The following is a 17,734-nucleotide window of genomic DNA, read 5'->3' on the forward strand; positions in this document are numbered from 1 at the left end:
CCGGCAAAAGTACAAACTATCGGGACTTACAGCCCGAAAAAGTAACTGTCGAGTCTGGCAACCAAAGCCCTGCTCCCCTAGTACACTTGGTACCGATTCACCTCTAAGCCTTCTGTACTATGAATCTTCAGCAGCAAATGGACCTGCAACAGGAATTCGAAGCCGCGGTGACGCGGGTAAATAATCTTCCCGGCAATGAAGCCGCTGCCGAGATGACCGAGCTTTACGGCCTCTATAAGCAAGCCACCGCCGGCGACCACGATACCAAAGGCGAAGTGGTGGGCGACGACTCGCCTGATAACCCCAGCGGCGACCCGGGCATGTCCCAGGCCCAGTGGGACTCCTGGAGCAAGTTCAAGGGCGTGAGCGAAGACGACGCCAAACGCCAGTACATCGAGAAAGTAAACCAGATTGCCGGCCCCGTAGGAGAGCAAACCAACGTGCTGACCGGCAACGGGCAGCCCGCCACGGCCTCTCAGGTAGGCGGCGCCGACGCCGCTTCCGGCCCCAACGTACAGCCCGATGACAACACCACACTCTCGCAGCAGTCGTCCACCCAGCCGGGCGTATCCCAGGCCGGCCTGCGCGGCGACATGACGGCCGGAGCCCCCTACGGCGGTCAGGACAAGCTGAAAGGTGACCAGATGTAGGGTTCCTTAAGCTGTTAGCTGATGGATATTAGCTGATAGCTTCGAAAAGGTCGGGTACACCTGATTTTCGCGTACCAGCAACGCACAGAATTAAAAGGAGCGGAAAAGGACTATTAATTCAGTCCTGCTCCGCTCCTTTTTAGTTTGCTCCAGATCGAAAAGCTTTCAGCCATCAGCCAATAGCTATCAGCTTTTAAAAGATTTTTCCCGGGTTCATGATGCCGTGAGGATCGAACACCTGCTTGATGCCGCGCATCAGGTTCAGGTTCACGTCGGGCAGGGCAATGCCGATGTAGCGCTTCTGCACCAGCCCGATGCCGTGCTCCCCGCTGATGGTGCCGCCTAGCTTCACGCACAGCCGGAACAGCTCGGAAATCGGATCCTGCAGCCCCACGTTCCACTGCTCGTCGGTCAGGTCGCCGCGGATAATGTTTACGTGCAGGTTTCCGTCGCCGGCATGGCCGTAGCACACGCTCTTGAAGCCGTAGCGCCCCCCTATTTCCTTGACGCCTTTGAGCAGGGTGGGCAGCTCGGCCCGGGGCACCACGGTGTCTTCTTCCTTATAGACGGAGTTGTAGCGGACGGCATTGCCGATGTTGCGACGGATTTTCCAGAGCTCATCCTTTTGCGCGGCGGTGTCGGCCAGCAGAATGTCGCCCACGTCGTACTTCTCCAGCACGGCATACACCTGCTCGGCTTCTTTATACAGCTGGTCGAGGTCCTGCCCGTCGAGCTCGATGAGCAGGTGGGCGCGAATATCCTCGGGCAGGCTGATATCGATATTCAGGTAGCGGGCCGACCACTCAATGGCTTCGCGCTCCATGAACTCCATGCCCGAGGGCACAATGCCGGCCCGGAACGTCTCGGAAACGGCTTCGGCGGCCTGCTCTTCCTGCCGGAAGGGCACCAGCATCAGAATATTCTGCTGCGGAAATGGCAAGAGCCGGAAGACGATGCAGGTGATGATGCCCAACGTGCCTTCCGAGCCGATCATCAGCTGGGTGAGGTTGTAGCCGGTGGCGTTCTTAAGCGTGTTGGCTCCGGTCCAGATGATTTCGCCGGTGGGCAGCACCACCTGGATGTTGAGCACGTAGTCTTTGGTGGTCCCGTACTTTACCGCTTTCGGGCCACCGCTGCTCTGGCTGAGGTTGCCGCCCAGAAAGCAGCTGCCCTTGCTGGCCGGGTCGGGCGGGTAGAACAGGCCTACTTCCCGCACCGCGTCCTGCAGCACCTGGTTGATGACGCCCGGCTCCACGATGGCCTGCAGGTTGCGCTCATCAATCTTAAGAATCCGGTTGAGCCGGTCAGTCGACAAAACCACTCCGTTGTGGATGGGCAGGGCACCCCCGCTCAGGCCGGTACCGGCTCCCCGGGCGGTGATCGGCAACCGGTGTTCGTGGCAGAGCCGCACAATCTGGCTTATCTCCTCGGCGTTAGCCGGACGCAGCACCACCTCGGGCGCGAAGTGCAGGTCTTCGGTATGGTCGCGGCCATAGCTGGCGTAGGCATCTGCCTCGGCCAGCTGCGGGGTGAGGATGTATTCGGAGCCTACTATCTGCTCGAAAGCCGTAATCAGCTCCGGAGTCAAGCGTTGAAAATCCATAGTGGGGGCCGGCAAATGGCCTTTTAGCCTATCTTTGTACTAATGTGGGATTACGACGCGAAGGTACGGTATTCGATTCAGTGGCGCCGCTGGCTGCCCCTGCTCCTGCTGGGCCTGGTACTCCAGCTGGCCAGCTGCCGGGGCACTAAGGTAAACCAGCGGAACGGCCGCTACTATTCGGCCCGGGAAATGGCCCGTCTGAAAGCCGAGGAGCGCCGGCGGCGGGCTGCCGGCCTGCCCAAGGCAAAGTCCCGCACGCCGGTGGCTGCCACCAAACCCAAGACGGCGCCCCGGATGCCCGCTGCCCGCCGCAGCAGCGCGGCCACGGTAAGCGAGGATCTGGCTACGGTGATTGAGGCTGCCCGCTCCTACCAGGGCACGCCCTATAAATATGGCGGCACCACCCGCCTCGGGCTGGACTGCTCGGGGCTGCTCTGCGTTTCATTTAGTGCCATCGACGTGCAGATTCCGCGGTCTTCCAACGAGCAGGCGGCCTGGGGCGAGCCGGTGCGGCCACAGGACTTACAGGCGGGTGATTTGGTATTTTTCGGAGCCTCACCCGGAAGCACCACCATTACGCACGTAGGTTTAGTGACGGAAGCAAGTCCTGAAGGAGTCCAGTTTATTCATTCTTCTACCTCATTAGGGGTGATTGAGAATAGTCTGGAATCTGATTATTACCTGAGCCGCTACATCAAAGCCGTTCGACCCCGATTGTAAATTTCCTGTCTTACTTTTGCTGCACCTTTTGCCCGGCACCCTATCTTTGCAAACGTTAAAGATTGGTTAACTCAGCCCAACTGTAGAACAAGCTACTTTTGCCGCACATCTCATTCTCTCACTAAATCACTTCTCTCACCTTTTCCGCTTTCTATGAACCTGCAACGCTTACGCTACCTGCTGGCACTCCTGCTGACCGTGTTTACGGTGCAGCTGGGCTGGAGCCAGGGAGCCACCACCTCAGCCATGAACGGTGTTATCACCGACAAGGCAGGTGCCGGTCTCCCCGGGGCAACGGTTATTGCCGTGCACACCCCCACGAACACTCAGTACGTAGCGCCCACCAACTCGGAAGGCCGCTATAACATCCAGAACATGCGCGTAGGTGGCCCTTACACCGTGCGCATCACCTTTATTGGCTACAAGGAAACGACCCGGGAAAACATCTTCCTGACCCTGGGCCAAAACCTGCGCCTCGACGTGAACCTCAACGAAGCCACCACCGAACTGGCTGGCGTAACGGTTCAGGGCACCCAGGACCGCGTGATCAACGCGGGCCGCACCGGTGCTGAAACCACCATCACCCGGGAGCAGATTCAGCGTCTGCCCACGCTGAGCCGTTCGCTGAACGACTTCACGCGTCTGAACCCCCAGGCTAACGGCGGCGGCAGCTCCTCGATCGGCGGCTCCAACAACCGCTACAACAACATCACCATCGACGGCGCCGTGAACAACGACGTATTCGGTCTGGCCGGCAGCGGCACGCCCGGTGGTCAGGCAGGCACCACGCCGATTTCGCTGGACGCTATCCAGGAAATCCAGGTAGTAGTGGCTCCTTACGACGTAACGCTCGGCAACTTCACCGGTGGCGGCGTAAACGCCGTAACCCGCTCGGGCACCAACGAAGTATCGGCTTCGATCTACGGTTTCGGCCGTAACCAGAACTCGGTTGGCAAAAGCGTAACCGAGCCCCGTACCAAGGCAGATGAGTTCTACAACTACCAGACCGGCTTCCGGGTAGGTGGTGCCCTCGTAAAGGACAAGGCCTTCTTTTTCCTAAATGCTGAAATTGCCCGTAACAGCACACCCCTGGCCTTCGAGCCCGGCTCGTCCACGTCGCGCATTCAGGTGCAAACCCTCGACTCTATTGCCAACTTCGTAAAGAACACCTATAACTACGATGTGGGCAGCTTCGGCAGCGAGATTAACCGCCGGACCGAAAGCAACAAGATCTTCGCCCGCCTGGACTTCAACCTCACCCCCAACAACCAGCTCACGGTCCGTCACAACTTCGTAAAGGCGTTTGACGACAACATCACGCGTTCCTCGAACCAGATGCGCTTTGGCAACAACGCCTACCAGTTCAGCAACGTGACCAACAGCTCGGTTCTCGAACTGAACAGCCGTCTGGACCGGGTTTCCAACAAGCTGCTCCTCAGCTACAGCCGTATCCGCGACGAGCGCGCCACTCCGGGTTCCCTGTTCCCGACCTTTGAAATTAACGACAAAGGCAACCGCTACACCCTGGGCACCGAGCGTAGCTCGGCCGCCAACAGCCTGGACCAGGACATCCTCGAAATCACGGACAACGTGACTTCCGCTTTCGGCAAGCACACCCTGACGCTGGGTACCCACAACGAGTTCTTTAAGTTCCGGAACCTGTTTATCAACAACGGCAACGGCTACTACAACTTCAGCTCGCTACGCAACTTCTACGCCGGCACTGCCAACAACATTCAGGCCGCCTACGCTACCGCCGACAACGGCGAAGCCAGCTTTTCGGCTGCCCAGCTGGGCGTTTATCTGCAGGATCAGTTCTCGCCGGTAGAAAACCTGCGCCTGACCGCCGGTATCCGCCTCGACGTACCCGTCTTCTTCGACAAGCCTCAGAACAACACCAACGTTGAGGGCCAGGCTGCATTCGCCAAGTATGGCAACATCAGCACCCAGAACGTACCGAGCGGCCAGCTGCTGTTTGCTCCCCGACTGGGCTTCAACTGGGACGTAAACAACGATGCCAAAACGCAGCTGCGCGGTGGTACCGGTATCTTCACCGGCCGGGTTCCCTTCGTGTGGATTTCGAACAGCTACACGAACAGCGGTCTGATTCAGGGCTCCTTGTTTGTAAGCAACCCTGTACGTGAGGCCCCCGGCCGCGTGCTGACTGACATCAGCCGCTTTCCCACCTACTACGCAAATGGTGCCGCCGCCACCACGCAGATTAACCTGCTGAGCGACGACTTCAAGCTGCCCCAGGTTTGGCGCTCGAACCTTGCCGTTGACTTCCGCCTGCCCGGCGACATCGTAGCTACCCTCGAAGGTATCTACTCGAAGACCATCAACGACATCTACTACCGCGACATCAACCTGCAGGCCCCGGTTGGCCGTCTGGCTGGTCCGGACCAGCGTCCGATCTACGGCAGCACCAACGCTACCCGCCTCGTGGACCAGCGTTTCACCAACGTGTACCTGCTCGACAACACGAGCAAGGGCTATCGCTACAGCGCCACGGCTCAGCTGCAGAAGAACTTCACCAACGGCCTGAACTCGATGGTAGCCTATACCTACGGTATGGCGAAGGAAGTAAACAGCGGCAGCAGCAGCACGGCTGACTCCAACTTCGGCTTCAACCAGATTGCCTTCGATCCGAACAACCCCGAGCTGGGCTTCTCGCGCAACGACCAGCGTCACCGTATCCTGGCTACTGCCGGCTACACCCTGCGCTACGGTGGTGACCGGTTCGCAACCGGCCTGTCCATGGTGTACGAAGGTCTGTCGGGCGCACCGATCAGCTACGTGTACAACAGTGACCTCAACTTCGACCGTGGTGGTGGGACGCGCTCGGGCAACGACCTGATCTACGTACCCCGCGACGTGCGCGATACCCGGGAAATCATCCTGGTAGCCAGCGAAAACCGTACCCTGGCTCAGGTTCAGGACCAGCTCGACGCCTTCATCGAGAATGACCCCTACCTGCGTACCCGCCGTGGCCAGGTTGTGGAGCGTTTCGGCGCCCGCATGCCGTTCACGCACCAGTTTGATGCCCGTGTAACCCAGGATTTCAACTTCACTGCCGGTGGCAAGAAGAACACCATCCAGCTTACGTTCGACGTGATCAACGTGGGTAACCTGCTGAACAACTCGTGGGGCCGTCAGTACTCGCTGCAGAACAACGCCTCTGAGATCCTGCGCGTGTCGGGCACGCCCGCTCCGAACGTGCAGCCGAGCTTCACGTTCCCGGCCAGCTTCGCCGTGAACAACCGCTCGTACGATATTGCTCCTTTCGCCTCGCGGTGGCAGGGTCAGCTGGGTGTTCGCTACATCTTCAACTAAGCCAACTGCTTAGCGCTTAAAAAGCGGACTGGATTCATTTCCAGTCCGCTTTTTTAATGCCAGAGGGCAAGATTTCTTGAAGTTTTTTTCGCTCTACCCTTGCAGATTCCGAATCCTGCCGTACTTTTGTCCCACCAAACGCAACAGGCGAATGGTTTTCAAAATCGGGGGATTAGCTCAGCTGGCTAGAGCGCTTGCATGGCATGCAAGAGGTCATCGGTTCGACTCCGATATTCTCCACTAAAAAAGCCTCGTACGTGATGTACGAGGCTTTTTTATTTTGCTGGGTTTGATGCCCGGAAAAGAGGTTCGATATCTTGATTCCTGCTGAACAGCCAGGCAGGCGGCCTAACGGCCGAAGTCGTCCTGCACCCGGACGATATCCTCCTCGTTGGAAGGATGGTCGGCATCGGTGTGCAGCCATATCTCGGCAATAACTCCCCACTCCGAAAGTCCGACGAGGCGGTGCCGCTCCCCCTGGGCCAGTACAATCAGCTCGCCGGGGCTGAACAGCTGCAGCTCCCCTTCCTCATCGGTCTGGCTGGTGATGATGCCGACGGTGCCGCGCACCACGCGCCAGATTTCGGCCCGTCGGTGGTGGTACTGCCAGGACAGCCGCTGATGCGGAGCCACGAGCAGCACCTTGGGGCTAAGCTTACGGGTGCTCTGCAGCTCTTCGAGGGTAATACCGGCAAAATAAGAGTCCGCGAACCGACGGGCCTGGCTTTCCTCAATCACGTAGAACCCTCCCCAGGGCCGCGACTGATCCTGTTGGGCGATGGTAAAGCCTTGGTGCCGGAGGTGGTCCTCCATCTGCTGAAACATGTGTTTCTTTTCGGTATCGGGGCTCATTCTAAACTTGCGGGGTCGAATAAATGCTTTTTTTGGGTAAAAACCGCATTAAAAGCGCCTTTCTGGCATTTTTTTACGCTTCCGAAGCTAAAAAAAGAGCCCGGCGGCAGGCCAGGCTCTTTCCGGTGTAAAACCTGTAGCCGGGCTACACAAATAAGCCGTCGACCGACAGATAACGTTCCCCCGTGTCGTAGCAAAAGGTGAGCACCCGGCTACCCTGGGGCATCTCGGGCAGCTTTTTGGCAATGGCAGCCAGGGAAGCTCCGGATGATACGCCCACAAACATTCCTTCTTCGCGCGCGGCCCGGCGTGCCATTTCAAAGGCATCCTGCTGGCTTACCTGAATGGTTCCGTCGAGGATGTCGGTATGCAGGTTGGCAGGAATAAACCCGGCTCCGATACCCTGAATCGGATGCGGGCCCGGCGCCCCGCCGCTGATGACCGGGGAAAGCTCAGGCTCCACGGCAAAAGTTTTCATATTGGCAAAGTGCGGCTTCAGCACTTCCGTGACGGCTGTAATGTGGCCGCCGGTGCCCACGCCGGTTATGTGGTAGTCGAAACCCTCGGGGGCATCGCGAAGAAGTTCTTGGGCGGTAGTTTCGGCGTGAATGCGGATGTTGGCGGGGTTCTCGAACTGCATCGGCATCCAGGCCCCGGGCGTATCACGCACGAGCTCCTGCGCCTTTTCGATAGCACCCTTCATCCCCTTTTCGCGGGGCGTGAGCTCCAGCTGCGCGCCGTAGGCGGCCATCAGGCGGCGGCGCTCAATCGACATGGACTCGGGCATCACCAGCGTGAGCCGGTAGCCTTTCACGGCGGCGACCATCGCCAGGCCTACGCCGGTGTTGCCGGAAGTCGGCTCGACAATCAAACTATCCGGGGTGAGCAGGCCGTCTTTTTCGGCCTGCTCAATCATCGCCAGGGCAATGCGGTCCTTGATGCTGCCGCCGGGGTTGGCGCGCTCCAGCTTCACCCAGACTTCCACGTCGGGGCGGTGGGCGAACATGCGGTTCAGCCGCAGCAGCGGCGTATTACCAATGGTATCGAGAATGGTGTGCGCTTTCATGGGTCAGGTGATGAAGTTGTAAACGGGTGAAAGGGTAAATAGAGGTAGCAGGTCGTGGTAGAATGCGGATGATACTCTTCGGGTCACGTAAGTCAGCCGAACAGCAACTCCACATTTCAACACGTCCCGGCTTTCCGCTTTTAAATAGAAAAGGCAATGTCGGCAGCAGGGTCCTCGGCCCGGGTGACGTGGATCTGGGGGCGGTGGTAGACGCGGGAGTGGGACGGCACGCTCTCGGTAAGCCAGACGTTTCCCCCAATGATGCTGTAGCGGCCCACTACGGTGCTGCCCCCCAGAATCGTGGCCCCGGCATAGATAACGACGTCATCTTCGATAGTGGGGTGGCGCTTTACGTTGGCCAGGTGCTTGGCTACGCTGAGGGCACCAAGCGTAACACCCTGGAACACCCGCACCCGCGCCCCGATGGTAGCCGTTTCGCCGATAACGACCCCGGTGCCGTGGTCGATGCAGAACGAAGGGCCGATCTGGGCGCCGGGGTGAATATCGATGCCGGTGCGGGCGTGGGCAAACTCGCCCAGCAGGCGGGGCACCCGGGCTACCCCCTGTTGATACAAGCCGTGGGCCAGCCGGTGCACGGCCGTGGCGTAGAACCCAGGGTAAGTAGCAATAACCTCCGTCAGCCCCTGGGCGGCGGGGTCGGCGGCCACAATAGCCTCCGCATCCTGAAGCAGCAGGCTGCGCAGCCGGGGCAGATCATTTATTGTAGCCTGGGCAATGCGCGGGGCCTGGGCCGCGTCGAGCCCGGTGGCCAGCAGCATGTCGGCGACCTGGTGCTGTAGCCGGCTAAGGGTGGCAGTAACTGCCCCGGACGTTGTAACCGGGGCGGAAGCCCGCTCCGGAAAAAGCAGCGCCAGCAGCTCATCGGCCCACTGGCACCAGGCGGCCGCGGGTAGAGGACCAGCCACCTGCTGATGGGCCCGGGCTAAACTATCGATAAACGCTGTATCCATCTAAAAAACAGGCTCTGACGGGCCCTGAGCCGGGGTGGGCCAACCTGGTATAAGGCCACCAAGGTGCCAAGTAGCAGAGCACCTGCTGAAAAACCAAGCTGCGGGGCGAAGGTTTACCGTTCAGGTAACCGACCGGCCCCGCCCGCCGTTAGTCTGGGAACAATTCTTTCGAACTCCACAACCAACCAGTAGTACCATGGCAGATACCAGCATTACCAAAGTCGACTCTAAATTTTCACCCACCGGAAAGGATGGGGAAAAATACCTGGCTTCAGGCATCCACGTTGCTATGCGGATGTGGGAAAATGAAGAGCCCGGCGAGGCCAAACCCGCCGTTACCCGTCCGTACGAAACCGTCGGGTACGTCCTGAAAGGCCGGGCCGAACTGCACCTGGAGGGCCAGATGGTACTTCTGGAGCCTGGCAATTCCTGGGTTGTGCCCCGGGGCTCCTCCCATACCTATAAGATTCTGGAATCCTTCAGCGCCGTGGAAGCCACCACTCCCCCGGCCCAGGTTCACGGCCGCGAGGACAAATAGTCCAGCCTCCTTTCTCACGGTTCAAAGACGCCATCCCACCGGTTGGCGTCTTTTTGCATTTATTCAAGTTTAATCGACGGGTTTCCTTAGCAAAGAACTAACGAAACACCCTGAAAATAATGCACGATTTTTGCCTGCGTTGAAAATCACTATACGGTTCTACATAGTCATTCACTTATGTTACAACATATTAATCAAAAGTCGTCCCACCAAAAAAATATAACCTGCTCAGCTCTCCTCTATTCACAAACAGCCTTGCCATTCCCTGAAAAAGTGAATTTTTCCTAACCTCTGTCTGCTGCCCTTCGTTTAATCTTCCACCACTAAAACACCCAGGTTATGAAACACATCTTACTCTCGGCCGCAGCTGTTTTTGCCGCCACTGTTTCTGGACCTCTGTCTTTGGTAGCACAGGCCCAGGCCCCCGCTGCCGTGTATGTGAATGACAACTCCCTGGCGGGAGACATATATACAACGGCAATTGGCAACGACGACACCGGCAACGGAACCAGCAGCGCGCCTTACGCTACGGTAGCCAAGGCCATGCAGCTGGCAGTAGCCGGCACTTCCACCATCTTTATTGATGCCGGCACCTACAACGAGCGGATGGTGCTGGACAAAAACGTAAACCTGCAGGGCGCGGGCACCGCCACCGACTCCCCGGGCTCGGCTACCATTTTCGATGCGCAGCTGACGCCGGGTACGCAAGGCAATGAAATCGGGCTGCTGATTTCTGCCCTGGGCGGCCCGTCGCCGGCTAGTCCCCTGCGTATCACCCGGCTTACGTTCCGGGCCTACGACTTCGGTATTCAGACCGACGCGCTTTACAACCGCAGCAACTTCCTGCTGGAAGACATTGAAACAGTCGATAACCGGCAGATGGGCATCCTCTGGAACGCTATTGGCTCGCAGAGCCCGCCGCCGAGCGTATCGGCCAACATCACCTTCCGGCGGGTGCGCGCCTCGCGCAATGCCCTGGACCCGAACACGCGGGACAACGGCGCCGGCCGTGGTTTGTTTGTCGTTAACGGTAGCAAAGTTAACTTTACGATTGAGCAGTCGGTCTTCGAGCAGAACCGCCGGGCCGGCATCGACTTTAATGACGGTAGTGCCAGCGGCGTTATTATCCGCAACTGCCGCTTCTTTCAAAACATCGGGCCGGCCATTGCCCTGCTGGGAGCCGGGGCGCTGCGCGACTCTGGTGGCAACCCCACTACTATTGCGGCCCTGCTTGAAAACAACGTTATCAGCGACAATGCCGACAATGGCATGGAGCTGAAAGCCTGCACCGGCAACGGGCAGAGCTCGGGGCTGGGTAGCTTCGTCGTACGGGGCAACTACATTGCCCGGGCCGTGGGCACTCCGCAGAACATTGTTGCCGATAACGCCGGCATTGCCTTTATCGACCGGGACCGGAACGTTACGGGCCCCCAGCCTACCGGTGGCGTAAACGGCGACCTGGTCACGGGTGGCGCGTACATAGAAAACAACACGGTGCGGGGCTATCTGGCGGATGCTACCAGAACGCTTGCCGGGCTCAACGGCTTTGGCATTGTGCTGGAGGGTGCAAACAACACGGCCATGGGCAACACTATTAGCCGCTGCCAGCGGGGCATTCAGGTTCAGGAGCGCCCCACCGGCACTACGGCGCAGTTTGGCAGCGCTTTTTTCGATCTTGACCGCAACGTACTGGTTCCCACCACCAACACGATTGTCCGCTATAACCGCCTGGACAGCTGCACCACGGCGCTGCGGGCCGTAAATCTGACCAGCACCGTGGATGCTTCGCTGAACTGGTTTGGCTCGAACGACCCGGTGGCCGTACGCGGAGCCAGTGGAACGGGTGGCCTGGTGCAAACCCTGGATGGTCCGAGCAGCTTTACCGAACAGTCGTCCTTTACCCCCACCGGCCGGTTCGACTACACTCCCTTCCTGAATAGCAACACCGACGGCGCCCCGGCTACGGCCGGCTTTCAGGGTGACCTGAGCTACCTCAATGCCGACTTCCCCAGCCCGCAGACCGGCACGCTGGGCCGTTTGCGCGAAGGAGTTACGCTGGTCACTGAGAACGGCACGCTGCGGGCCGCAGCAAACTTCTTCAACGAGGAAGCCACCTTTGATAAAACCCTGACGCTCACCAACACCGGCGCTACTACCATCCGGGACGTGACCATGAACGGCAGCGGCAAAGTAGTTACGCTTGGGGCCCCCTTCTCGCTTTCTGGTGCTCTGGTGCTCACCGACGGCAAGCTGAGCACCACGCTCTCCAGCCTGCTCACCCTCAACGACGGCGCTACCTCAACCAGTGGTAATGCCACCTCTTTCGTGATGGGTCCGCTTAGCAAGCTGGGCACTCAGGCCTTTGTATTTCCGCTGGGCAAAGGCAACGTCTGGGCCCGGCTTGGAGTAACGGCTCCGGCCAGCACTGCCACGGCGCTGACGGCAGAATACTTCGACGCGGCGTACCCGAATCAAACCACGGCTCCGGATCTGGTGCGGGTGAGCAGCGTAGAGTACTGGACCCTGGACCGCACCGGTTCCACCGATCTGGTGGGCGTACAGCTGTATTATGAAAATGCCGGCCGCAGCGGCGTAGTTCTGCCGGCTGACCTGCGGGTGGCCCGCTTTAACGGAGCTGTCTGGGTAAACGAGGGCACGCCCGCGGGCGGAGTTGCCACCGGCGCCGGCGGCACGGTAGCGTCCAATACACCGACCAGTGGCTTTGGGCCCTTCACGCTGGGCACAGCTTCAGAGGTAAACCCCCTGCCCGTCACGCTGGTTAGCTTCCGCGCTATCCAGCGTAAGCCCGGGGTAGTCAGCTTGGAGTGGATTACGGCCTCCGAGAAAAACAACCGCGGCTACTCGGTTGAACGCTCCTTCGATGGTACCAGCTGGAAAGCTCTGGGTTTTGTGAACGGAAAAGGCACAACCTCGGAGCGCAGCACCTACAGCTTCCAGGACCTGCCCGGCACGACCAGCCCGACCGCCTACTACCGCCTGCAGCAGACCGATCTGGACGGCACGACTCACCTTTCGCCGGTAGCAACGGTGAATCTGACTAAGGTCGAAGGCGAAACCCAGCTGGCTTTGTTTCCCAACCCGGCTCAGCATGAGTTGACCGTGCAGCTGTCGGCTCCGGCTACCGGCAACGTGCAGCTGCTCATCACCGACCTGACTGGTCGGACGGTGCTTTCGCAGACGTTGAATTCCCGGTTCGAGACGGACCTGCCCGTTGTTTTGCCCGCTAGCCTACGGGCCGGCACCTACCTCGTGCAGGTGAAAGGCGAAGGCATCAGCAGCAAAGCCATGCGCATGGTCAAGCAGTAAGCTTTGTAACCGCCTGCTAGTAACAAGAAGCGGCTGCCAGAATCTGGCAGCCGCTTCTTGTTACTAGCAGGCGTGAATGCTGATAGTGTACTGTCCGAAACTACTTCAGGCCAATGGTCAGATTAAGGCCGGTGGCACCGGCGTAGTATACCGGAGAAACCGACCAGGTATCCACGGAGCCCAGGACTCTGGGCTTGCGGCCCCAGCGGTTGCGGTGAGTCAGGTACGCCAGATGAGCCGATAAAATTCCTACGCCGGCCCCGGCCACCACGTCGGACTGCCAGTGGCGGTTGTTGAGCATGCGCAGGGCTGCTACCGACGTGGCAATGGTATAGGCCCCGACCCCGTACCACTGGCTTTGGTCGCGAAACTCGGTGTGCACGATGCTGGCCGCCAGAAACGCCTGCGCCGTATGCCCCGACGGAAACGAGTTTTTCGTGGAGCCATCCGGGCGCAGAATATCCGTGGTATTCTTCAAGATGACGGTGGTCGTAATAAAAATGGCCTCGGCTTTGGCAATGACGAGCAGCGTATTAAGCCGGTCGTTGCGCGACTCCACCCCGGCCAGCGTTACGGCGCCCAGTTCGAGGTAGGGAGCGAAAATCAGGAAGTCGTCGACGCGGGTGCGGAAGTTGGGAAAGTGGCGCTGCAGGTCGCGCTTGGCGTCGTAGCTGCTGTAAAAGCCGCGGTCATTGATGGTGGAAGCGCCATAGCCGATGAGCAGGGCCGGCACAATGGTCGCTTTCACCAGCTTGCCCTTGTACCAGGGCTTCGGCGCAGCCGGAAGTAGGGTAGCTGAAGCGGGCGTTTCGTATTTACGCGTCGTATCAACCGGCGCTACGGGCACCTGGGCCAGCGCCGGTAGGGAGAAAATCAGCGCCAGCGGAAGCACGAGCTGCCGTAGCCATTGGGAAGTTGTCATAGCTGCAATTGAACTCAGCGGCCTGTTTTGGTGGTAAAGCAGGACCCGAAGCATCCGGCAAAATAAAGCGGTTTCGCTTAGCGTATCAACTCGACCCGCTCAATCCGGTCCCCAATGTCGAGCCGGGCGGCTACGTCCATGCCTTCCACCACCTGGGCAAAGATGGTATAGCGGCCGTCGAGGTGGGGCGTGGGGGCGTGGGTGATAAACCACTGACAGCTTTCCGTATCCTTGCCGGCGGAAGCCAGCCCGACCGAGCCCAGGCCGTAGTGCAGGTCGGCAAACTCCGAGCGAAGGTTATAGTCGGAGCTGCCCCATCCGTCGCCGCGGGGGCAGCCGCCCTGAACCACGAAGTTGGGTACGACCCGGTGGAAGTTCTTGCCATCGTAAAAGCCCTGCCGCACCAGCGTCACAAAACTGGCTACCGAACCTGGTGCTGCCTCAACCAGCAGCCGCATCGTGACGGGACCTTTACTGGTGTGAATGACTACGCGTTGGCTTGCCGGAATTGTGCTTACCAGGGCCCAGTCGATAGGGTGCGTAGCGGCCGGGGCGACCGGTGGAGTCGTGGCGGGAGAATTGGTTAGAAAATCGATGGTCTGTTGCAGGCTGATCCAGGCTTCCAGGTCGCGGGGCAGGGTCAGCTGGTCGCGGGCTTCGCGCAGAAACGCGGGGTTGGGTAGCAGGCTGCGGAGCTCGAGCTTCGGGTCCCGGATGGCCTCCGCCGCGGTGCCCATCACGGCCACGTCGCGGCTGCCGATGGCCCGGCGCAAAGTCAGCGCGAAGGCGGGCTTCTGGTCGGCGGGAAACGTAGCCACCCGGCGCATAGCCACCAGGGCTTCCATGCCGTACGTGCCAATTACGACGGGCTGCCCCGCTGCAAACGTGGCTTTCTCCACAAACTCATAGGCGGCGGGATCTTCCCCCAGGGCCCGCAGCAGGTAGCCTTTCTCATAGGGGTCAGACACGGAAGCATAGCGGCTCTGCACAGCGGTTCGAATGGCACCCTGCTCGTCCCCTCCCTGCTTCAGCGCCGCTGCCAGCAGCGTGGCACGCACCCGCCAGGGAGTCAGCTTATTGGCTTTCTCGAAAAACAGCGTACCCCGCTCCCCCGAGGCGTGGGCCAGGAAAAACTCTGCTGCGGTCAAGGCAACATGGTCATTAGCGTCGGTGAGGGCAGCCCAGACAGCTTCCTTCACGGGCGTATACATGACAGCATTCATTGCCCGCAGGGCCGCAATCCGAACCCGGTGGTCAGGATCCCGCCGCGCCAGAGAAGCCAACGTTGCGGCTACGCTGGCAGCCGCAGTGGCTTTGCTGAGCGAGGAAGTGGCCGCGCTGCGCACGGCGTACAATGGGTCGGCTTCGGCCGCTGCCGCAATGGCGCCGGCGTAAGGGGCCAGGTTGAGGCCCCGGGTCCGGGCCAGGGCGTTGGCAGCAGCCAGACGGGCGCCGGCAGGGTTGGCAGGGGCCAGCAGCTGCACCAGGCGACGAACGGCGCCTTCGGAGGTGATGCTCCGCAGCCCGGCCCGGTACAGGCCCCAGGCTTGCCCACTAAGCGCGGCTGTGTCGGTAGCCAAAGCAGCCGGCAGGCGCTCCAGGCTGCCCAGTCCGGCCCGGGTGACGCATCGGCCCAGGGCTTCGAGTACGTAGCGACGGGTAACGGCGTCCGTTTCGTCGGTGATGCGCTGGCGCAAAGCAAGCTCTGCCGTGCTGTCGGCAGTCTGCCCGAGGGCGTAGGCAGCGGCCCGGCGTACCGACGCATCGGCGTCCGCTAAATGGTTGCTCAGGGCGCGGGTAGCACTCTTGTCCTGCACCGAGGCAAACGCCAGCGCGGCTTCGCGGCGGTAGCGGGGCTCGGCCCGCTCCAGGTAAGGCAGCAGCACGGCCGTCTGCCGGCCGTCCTGGGCGGTAGCAATCCGGCGCAGCGTGGTATCAGCGGTAAACTTATTGGGGGCTGGGGCCAGGGATACTGCCGCCGGGCGCGGCGCACAGGCAGTCAGCAGACTGAAAAGAAAAGGCACGCCGGCCGCCGCGAGGCTCCGGAAAAGAGGTTGCGTCATGGTAGGCCAAAGTACCACAATTTGGCTTCCCGACCGGAATTTATCCAAATTCCGGTGCAAAATTTCGCCAACGAACGGCTACCGCGCTACGGCGTAGTCGGCAGCCACCTGGGTCAGTACCTCGTCGAGGCGGGCAAACAACGACTGGTTACCATCCTGCTCGTAGTGTGACAGCGCCTCTTCGTAGCCCTGCAGGTCGTAGAGAAAGGCTTTTACGCTGTCGGCAGTCAGGGCTTCGAAATGGCGGCCGTAGCCCAGGCGCTCCACCTGGGCGGCGTTGAGATACTGCTCGAACTGCGCCGGAATTGGAACCGAGCAGACGGGCTTACCCAGGTAAACGGCTTCACTGATCAGGGAAAAGCCTCCGTTGGTAACCACGGCCCGGGCGCTGGCTAGGTCGTCGATAAAGCCCTGCTCGCTAAATGCGCGCAACTGCACGTTGCCGTGCGTTTCCTCTTTATTGAAGCCATATACCCGGAACGTCTGCCCCGGCAGCTGTTGCAGCATCGGCACCAGGTCGCGCTGGTTGGTGGCCGACTGGTACACCAGCACGTGCTCCCCGCGCGTGGGGCGCATAGCCAGGATTTCCGGTCGGATGATGGGAGGCACCAGGGTCGTGTTTTCCTTGATGACCGGCAGCTGAAAAAACGTGGTGATAAGGTAGTGCTGGCTGGCCGGCAGCTTAACGCGCACGATCTTCCGGGCGAGGTTGAAGTTGCCCCGCTCGGCCCGCGGTATCGGAATGTCCAGCTCCGTGCGGTTGATGACCTGCATGTTGTCGATGCTGATGACCGGCAAACGACGGCTTTTGGCGAACAGGTAGCTGAACGACTCAAAGTCGGAAACAACCAGATCGGGGGTGAAGTCGCAGAGCAGCTCCCGGTACTTGGCGAAATTGATGCGGATGTTTTCGGGCGCCGAGCGTAGCGTCAGGGCCGCCGTGCGCGACTTGGAAACGGTCAAGTTTTTATACGCTAGATGAAAGCCCCGGATTTCGTGCACCCGGCCCGGAAAGTTGGCCGCCAGCATGTAGTAAGCCCGGGAACTGCTGACCACGCAAACCTCGTGGCCCTGGCTGAGCAGCCAGGCAATGACGACTTTGCTGCGGGTGGCGTGGCCCAGACCTTCACCGGGTACTCCGTAGAGAATATTCATTGTTGAGAATGTTGCGCTAACCAGAACGTGAAATAACGCTTTCCCTGTCAGAAGGCCACACAGGCAAACCAGAACCTGACGAGAAGTACTAAATAAGGTTTTGTACTTTATTTATTTTATGTTTAAATAATGCAACTAAATAGCAAATATAGTTGCGTATCTATTCGAATTGCCATAGTTTTGGTACATCCATAACTCTGTCAACTACTCAATATGTACAAAACTCTACTTCTTTGTCTTGTTCTGGCTTTTGTTGGAGCAGCACCCGTTTCGGCCGCCTGCGCAGCCCTCGTTACCGTTAAATCCATGGCCGAGCGGCCCCGCCTGAAAGTGCGCAGCGGCCGTCAGATTCACCGCCCCAACTACAAGCAGTACCGCGGCGAAGGCAGCCCCTACCGCGGCATTATGTCCTTGTTCCGCTAACCTGTACCAGCTGCCCATAGCCGCCGAAACGTTAGACCCCGCTGCCGGAGATTAGCTTCGGACAGATACGAAAAAAGCCCTGCCAGAAATGGCGGGCTTTTTTGTGCTCAG

At 59.7% G+C, this 17,734-nt stretch carries 13 protein-coding genes and 1 tRNA gene; 7 read left to right on the forward strand and 7 right to left on the reverse strand.

The window, feature by feature from the left end; all coding sequences use genetic code 11:
• The first annotated feature begins 119 nt into the window (after positions 1 to 119).
• Positions 120 to 650: an acyl-CoA-binding protein gene (locus LJY25_RS15885; protein WP_227609343.1), complete on the forward strand. Its 531-nt coding sequence runs from the start codon at positions 120 to 122 to the stop codon at positions 648 to 650.
• 193 nt (positions 651 to 843) lie between these two features.
• Here the strand turns inward: LJY25_RS15885 and LJY25_RS15890 are convergent, their stop codons facing one another.
• Complete coding sequence (locus LJY25_RS15890; RefSeq protein WP_227609344.1) at positions 844 to 2,253, reverse strand: FAD-binding oxidoreductase; 1,410 nt, start codon at positions 2,251 to 2,253, stop codon at positions 844 to 846.
• 42 nt (positions 2,254 to 2,295) lie between these two features.
• Here LJY25_RS15890 and LJY25_RS15895 point away from each other — a divergent pair, with 42 nt between their 5' ends.
• The 3 genes from LJY25_RS15895 (at position 2,296) to LJY25_RS15905 (ending at position 6,546) form a co-directional block, all read left to right on the forward strand.
• The gene (locus LJY25_RS15895; RefSeq protein WP_227609345.1) at positions 2,296 to 2,973 is read left to right on the forward strand and encodes a C40 family peptidase; all 678 of its coding nucleotides are present in this window, start codon (positions 2,296 to 2,298) and stop codon (positions 2,971 to 2,973) included.
• Between the two features lie 153 nt (positions 2,974 to 3,126).
• A complete protein-coding gene (locus LJY25_RS15900; RefSeq protein ID WP_227609346.1) occupies positions 3,127 to 6,306 on the forward strand; it encodes a TonB-dependent receptor in 3,180 nt (1,059 codons plus the stop codon).
• Positions 6,307 to 6,472: 166 nt separating this feature from the next.
• Positions 6,473 to 6,546, forward strand: a tRNA-Ala gene (locus LJY25_RS15905).
• A gap of 108 nt (positions 6,547 to 6,654) precedes the next feature.
• Here LJY25_RS15905 and LJY25_RS15910 read toward each other — a convergent pair.
• The 3 genes from LJY25_RS15910 to LJY25_RS15920 all read right to left on the reverse strand — a co-directional run bounded on the left by LJY25_RS15910 (position 6,655) and on the right by LJY25_RS15920 (position 9,195).
• Positions 6,655 to 7,158, reverse strand: coding sequence for a cupin domain-containing protein (locus LJY25_RS15910; RefSeq protein WP_227609347.1), 504 nt, complete (start codon positions 7,156 to 7,158; stop codon positions 6,655 to 6,657).
• A 145-nt stretch (positions 7,159 to 7,303) separates the two neighbouring features.
• The gene (gene cysK, locus LJY25_RS15915; RefSeq protein ID WP_227609348.1) at positions 7,304 to 8,224 is read right to left on the reverse strand and encodes a cysteine synthase A; all 921 of its coding nucleotides are present in this window, start codon (positions 8,222 to 8,224) and stop codon (positions 7,304 to 7,306) included.
• A 140-nt stretch (positions 8,225 to 8,364) separates the two neighbouring features.
• On the reverse strand, positions 8,365 to 9,195 hold the full coding sequence (locus LJY25_RS15920; RefSeq protein ID WP_227609349.1) for a serine O-acetyltransferase: 831 nt from the start codon (positions 9,193 to 9,195) through the stop codon (positions 8,365 to 8,367).
• Between the two features lie 196 nt (positions 9,196 to 9,391).
• On the opposite strand from LJY25_RS15920, the gene LJY25_RS15925 reads away from it, so the two are divergent.
• The gene (locus LJY25_RS15925) at positions 9,392 to 9,733 is read left to right on the forward strand and encodes a cupin domain-containing protein (RefSeq protein ID WP_227609350.1); all 342 of its coding nucleotides are present in this window, start codon (positions 9,392 to 9,394) and stop codon (positions 9,731 to 9,733) included.
• Positions 9,734 to 10,072: 339 nt separating this feature from the next.
• On the forward strand, positions 10,073 to 13,060 hold the full coding sequence (locus LJY25_RS15930; protein WP_227609351.1) for a right-handed parallel beta-helix repeat-containing protein: 2,988 nt from the start codon (positions 10,073 to 10,075) through the stop codon (positions 13,058 to 13,060).
• A 100-nt stretch (positions 13,061 to 13,160) separates the two neighbouring features.
• On the opposite strand, the gene LJY25_RS15935 is transcribed toward LJY25_RS15930, so the two are convergent.
• The 3 genes from LJY25_RS15935 to LJY25_RS15945 form a co-directional block, all read right to left on the reverse strand.
• The gene (locus LJY25_RS15935) at positions 13,161 to 13,982 is read right to left on the reverse strand and encodes a phosphatase PAP2 family protein (RefSeq protein ID WP_227609352.1); all 822 of its coding nucleotides are present in this window, start codon (positions 13,980 to 13,982) and stop codon (positions 13,161 to 13,163) included.
• A 77-nt stretch (positions 13,983 to 14,059) separates the two neighbouring features.
• Positions 14,060 to 16,045: a peptidylprolyl isomerase gene (locus LJY25_RS15940; protein ID WP_227609353.1), complete on the reverse strand. Its 1,986-nt coding sequence runs from the start codon at positions 16,043 to 16,045 to the stop codon at positions 14,060 to 14,062.
• Positions 16,046 to 16,123: 78 nt separating this feature from the next.
• Complete coding sequence (locus LJY25_RS15945) at positions 16,124 to 17,200, reverse strand: MJ1255/VC2487 family glycosyltransferase (RefSeq protein ID WP_227609354.1); 1,077 nt, start codon at positions 17,198 to 17,200, stop codon at positions 16,124 to 16,126.
• Positions 17,201 to 17,413: 213 nt separating this feature from the next.
• Between LJY25_RS15945 and LJY25_RS15950 the strand changes: the two genes are divergently transcribed.
• Entirely contained in the window at positions 17,414 to 17,623 is a 210-nt protein-coding gene (locus LJY25_RS15950) for a hypothetical protein (protein WP_227609355.1), read from the forward strand.
• Positions 17,624 to 17,734 lie beyond the last annotated feature (111 nt).

It is taken from the genome of Hymenobacter translucens (assembly GCF_020685205.1).
Taxonomy (GTDB): domain Bacteria; phylum Bacteroidota; class Bacteroidia; order Cytophagales; family Hymenobacteraceae; genus Hymenobacter; species Hymenobacter translucens.

What these genes read in the sequence shown, in the direction of transcription:
- LJY25_RS15885 (WP_227609343.1), top strand. Translation starts at nt 120, where the DNA reads ATGAATCTTCAGCAGCAAATGGACCTGCAACAGGAATTCGAAGCCGCG.
- LJY25_RS15890 (WP_227609344.1), bottom strand. Translation starts at nt 2,253, where the DNA reads ATGGATTTTCAACGCTTGACTCCGGAGCTGATTACGGCTTTCGAGCAG.
- LJY25_RS15895 (WP_227609345.1), top strand. Translation starts at nt 2,296, where the DNA reads ATGTGGGATTACGACGCGAAGGTACGGTATTCGATTCAGTGGCGCCGC.
- LJY25_RS15900 (WP_227609346.1), top strand. Translation starts at nt 3,127, where the DNA reads ATGAACCTGCAACGCTTACGCTACCTGCTGGCACTCCTGCTGACCGTG.
- LJY25_RS15910 (WP_227609347.1), bottom strand. Translation starts at nt 7,158, where the DNA reads ATGAGCCCCGATACCGAAAAGAAACACATGTTTCAGCAGATGGAGGAC.
- cysK (WP_227609348.1), bottom strand. Translation starts at nt 8,224, where the DNA reads ATGAAAGCGCACACCATTCTCGATACCATTGGTAATACGCCGCTGCTG.
- LJY25_RS15920 (WP_227609349.1), bottom strand. Translation starts at nt 9,195, where the DNA reads ATGGATACAGCGTTTATCGATAGTTTAGCCCGGGCCCATCAGCAGGTG.
- LJY25_RS15925 (WP_227609350.1), top strand. Translation starts at nt 9,392, where the DNA reads ATGGCAGATACCAGCATTACCAAAGTCGACTCTAAATTTTCACCCACC.
- LJY25_RS15930 (WP_227609351.1), top strand. Translation starts at nt 10,073, where the DNA reads ATGAAACACATCTTACTCTCGGCCGCAGCTGTTTTTGCCGCCACTGTT.
- LJY25_RS15935 (WP_227609352.1), bottom strand. Translation starts at nt 13,982, where the DNA reads ATGACAACTTCCCAATGGCTACGGCAGCTCGTGCTTCCGCTGGCGCTG.
- LJY25_RS15940 (WP_227609353.1), bottom strand. Translation starts at nt 16,045, where the DNA reads ATGACGCAACCTCTTTTCCGGAGCCTCGCGGCGGCCGGCGTGCCTTTT.
- LJY25_RS15945 (WP_227609354.1), bottom strand. Translation starts at nt 17,200, where the DNA reads ATGAATATTCTCTACGGAGTACCCGGTGAAGGTCTGGGCCACGCCACC.
- LJY25_RS15950 (WP_227609355.1), top strand. Translation starts at nt 17,414, where the DNA reads ATGTACAAAACTCTACTTCTTTGTCTTGTTCTGGCTTTTGTTGGAGCA.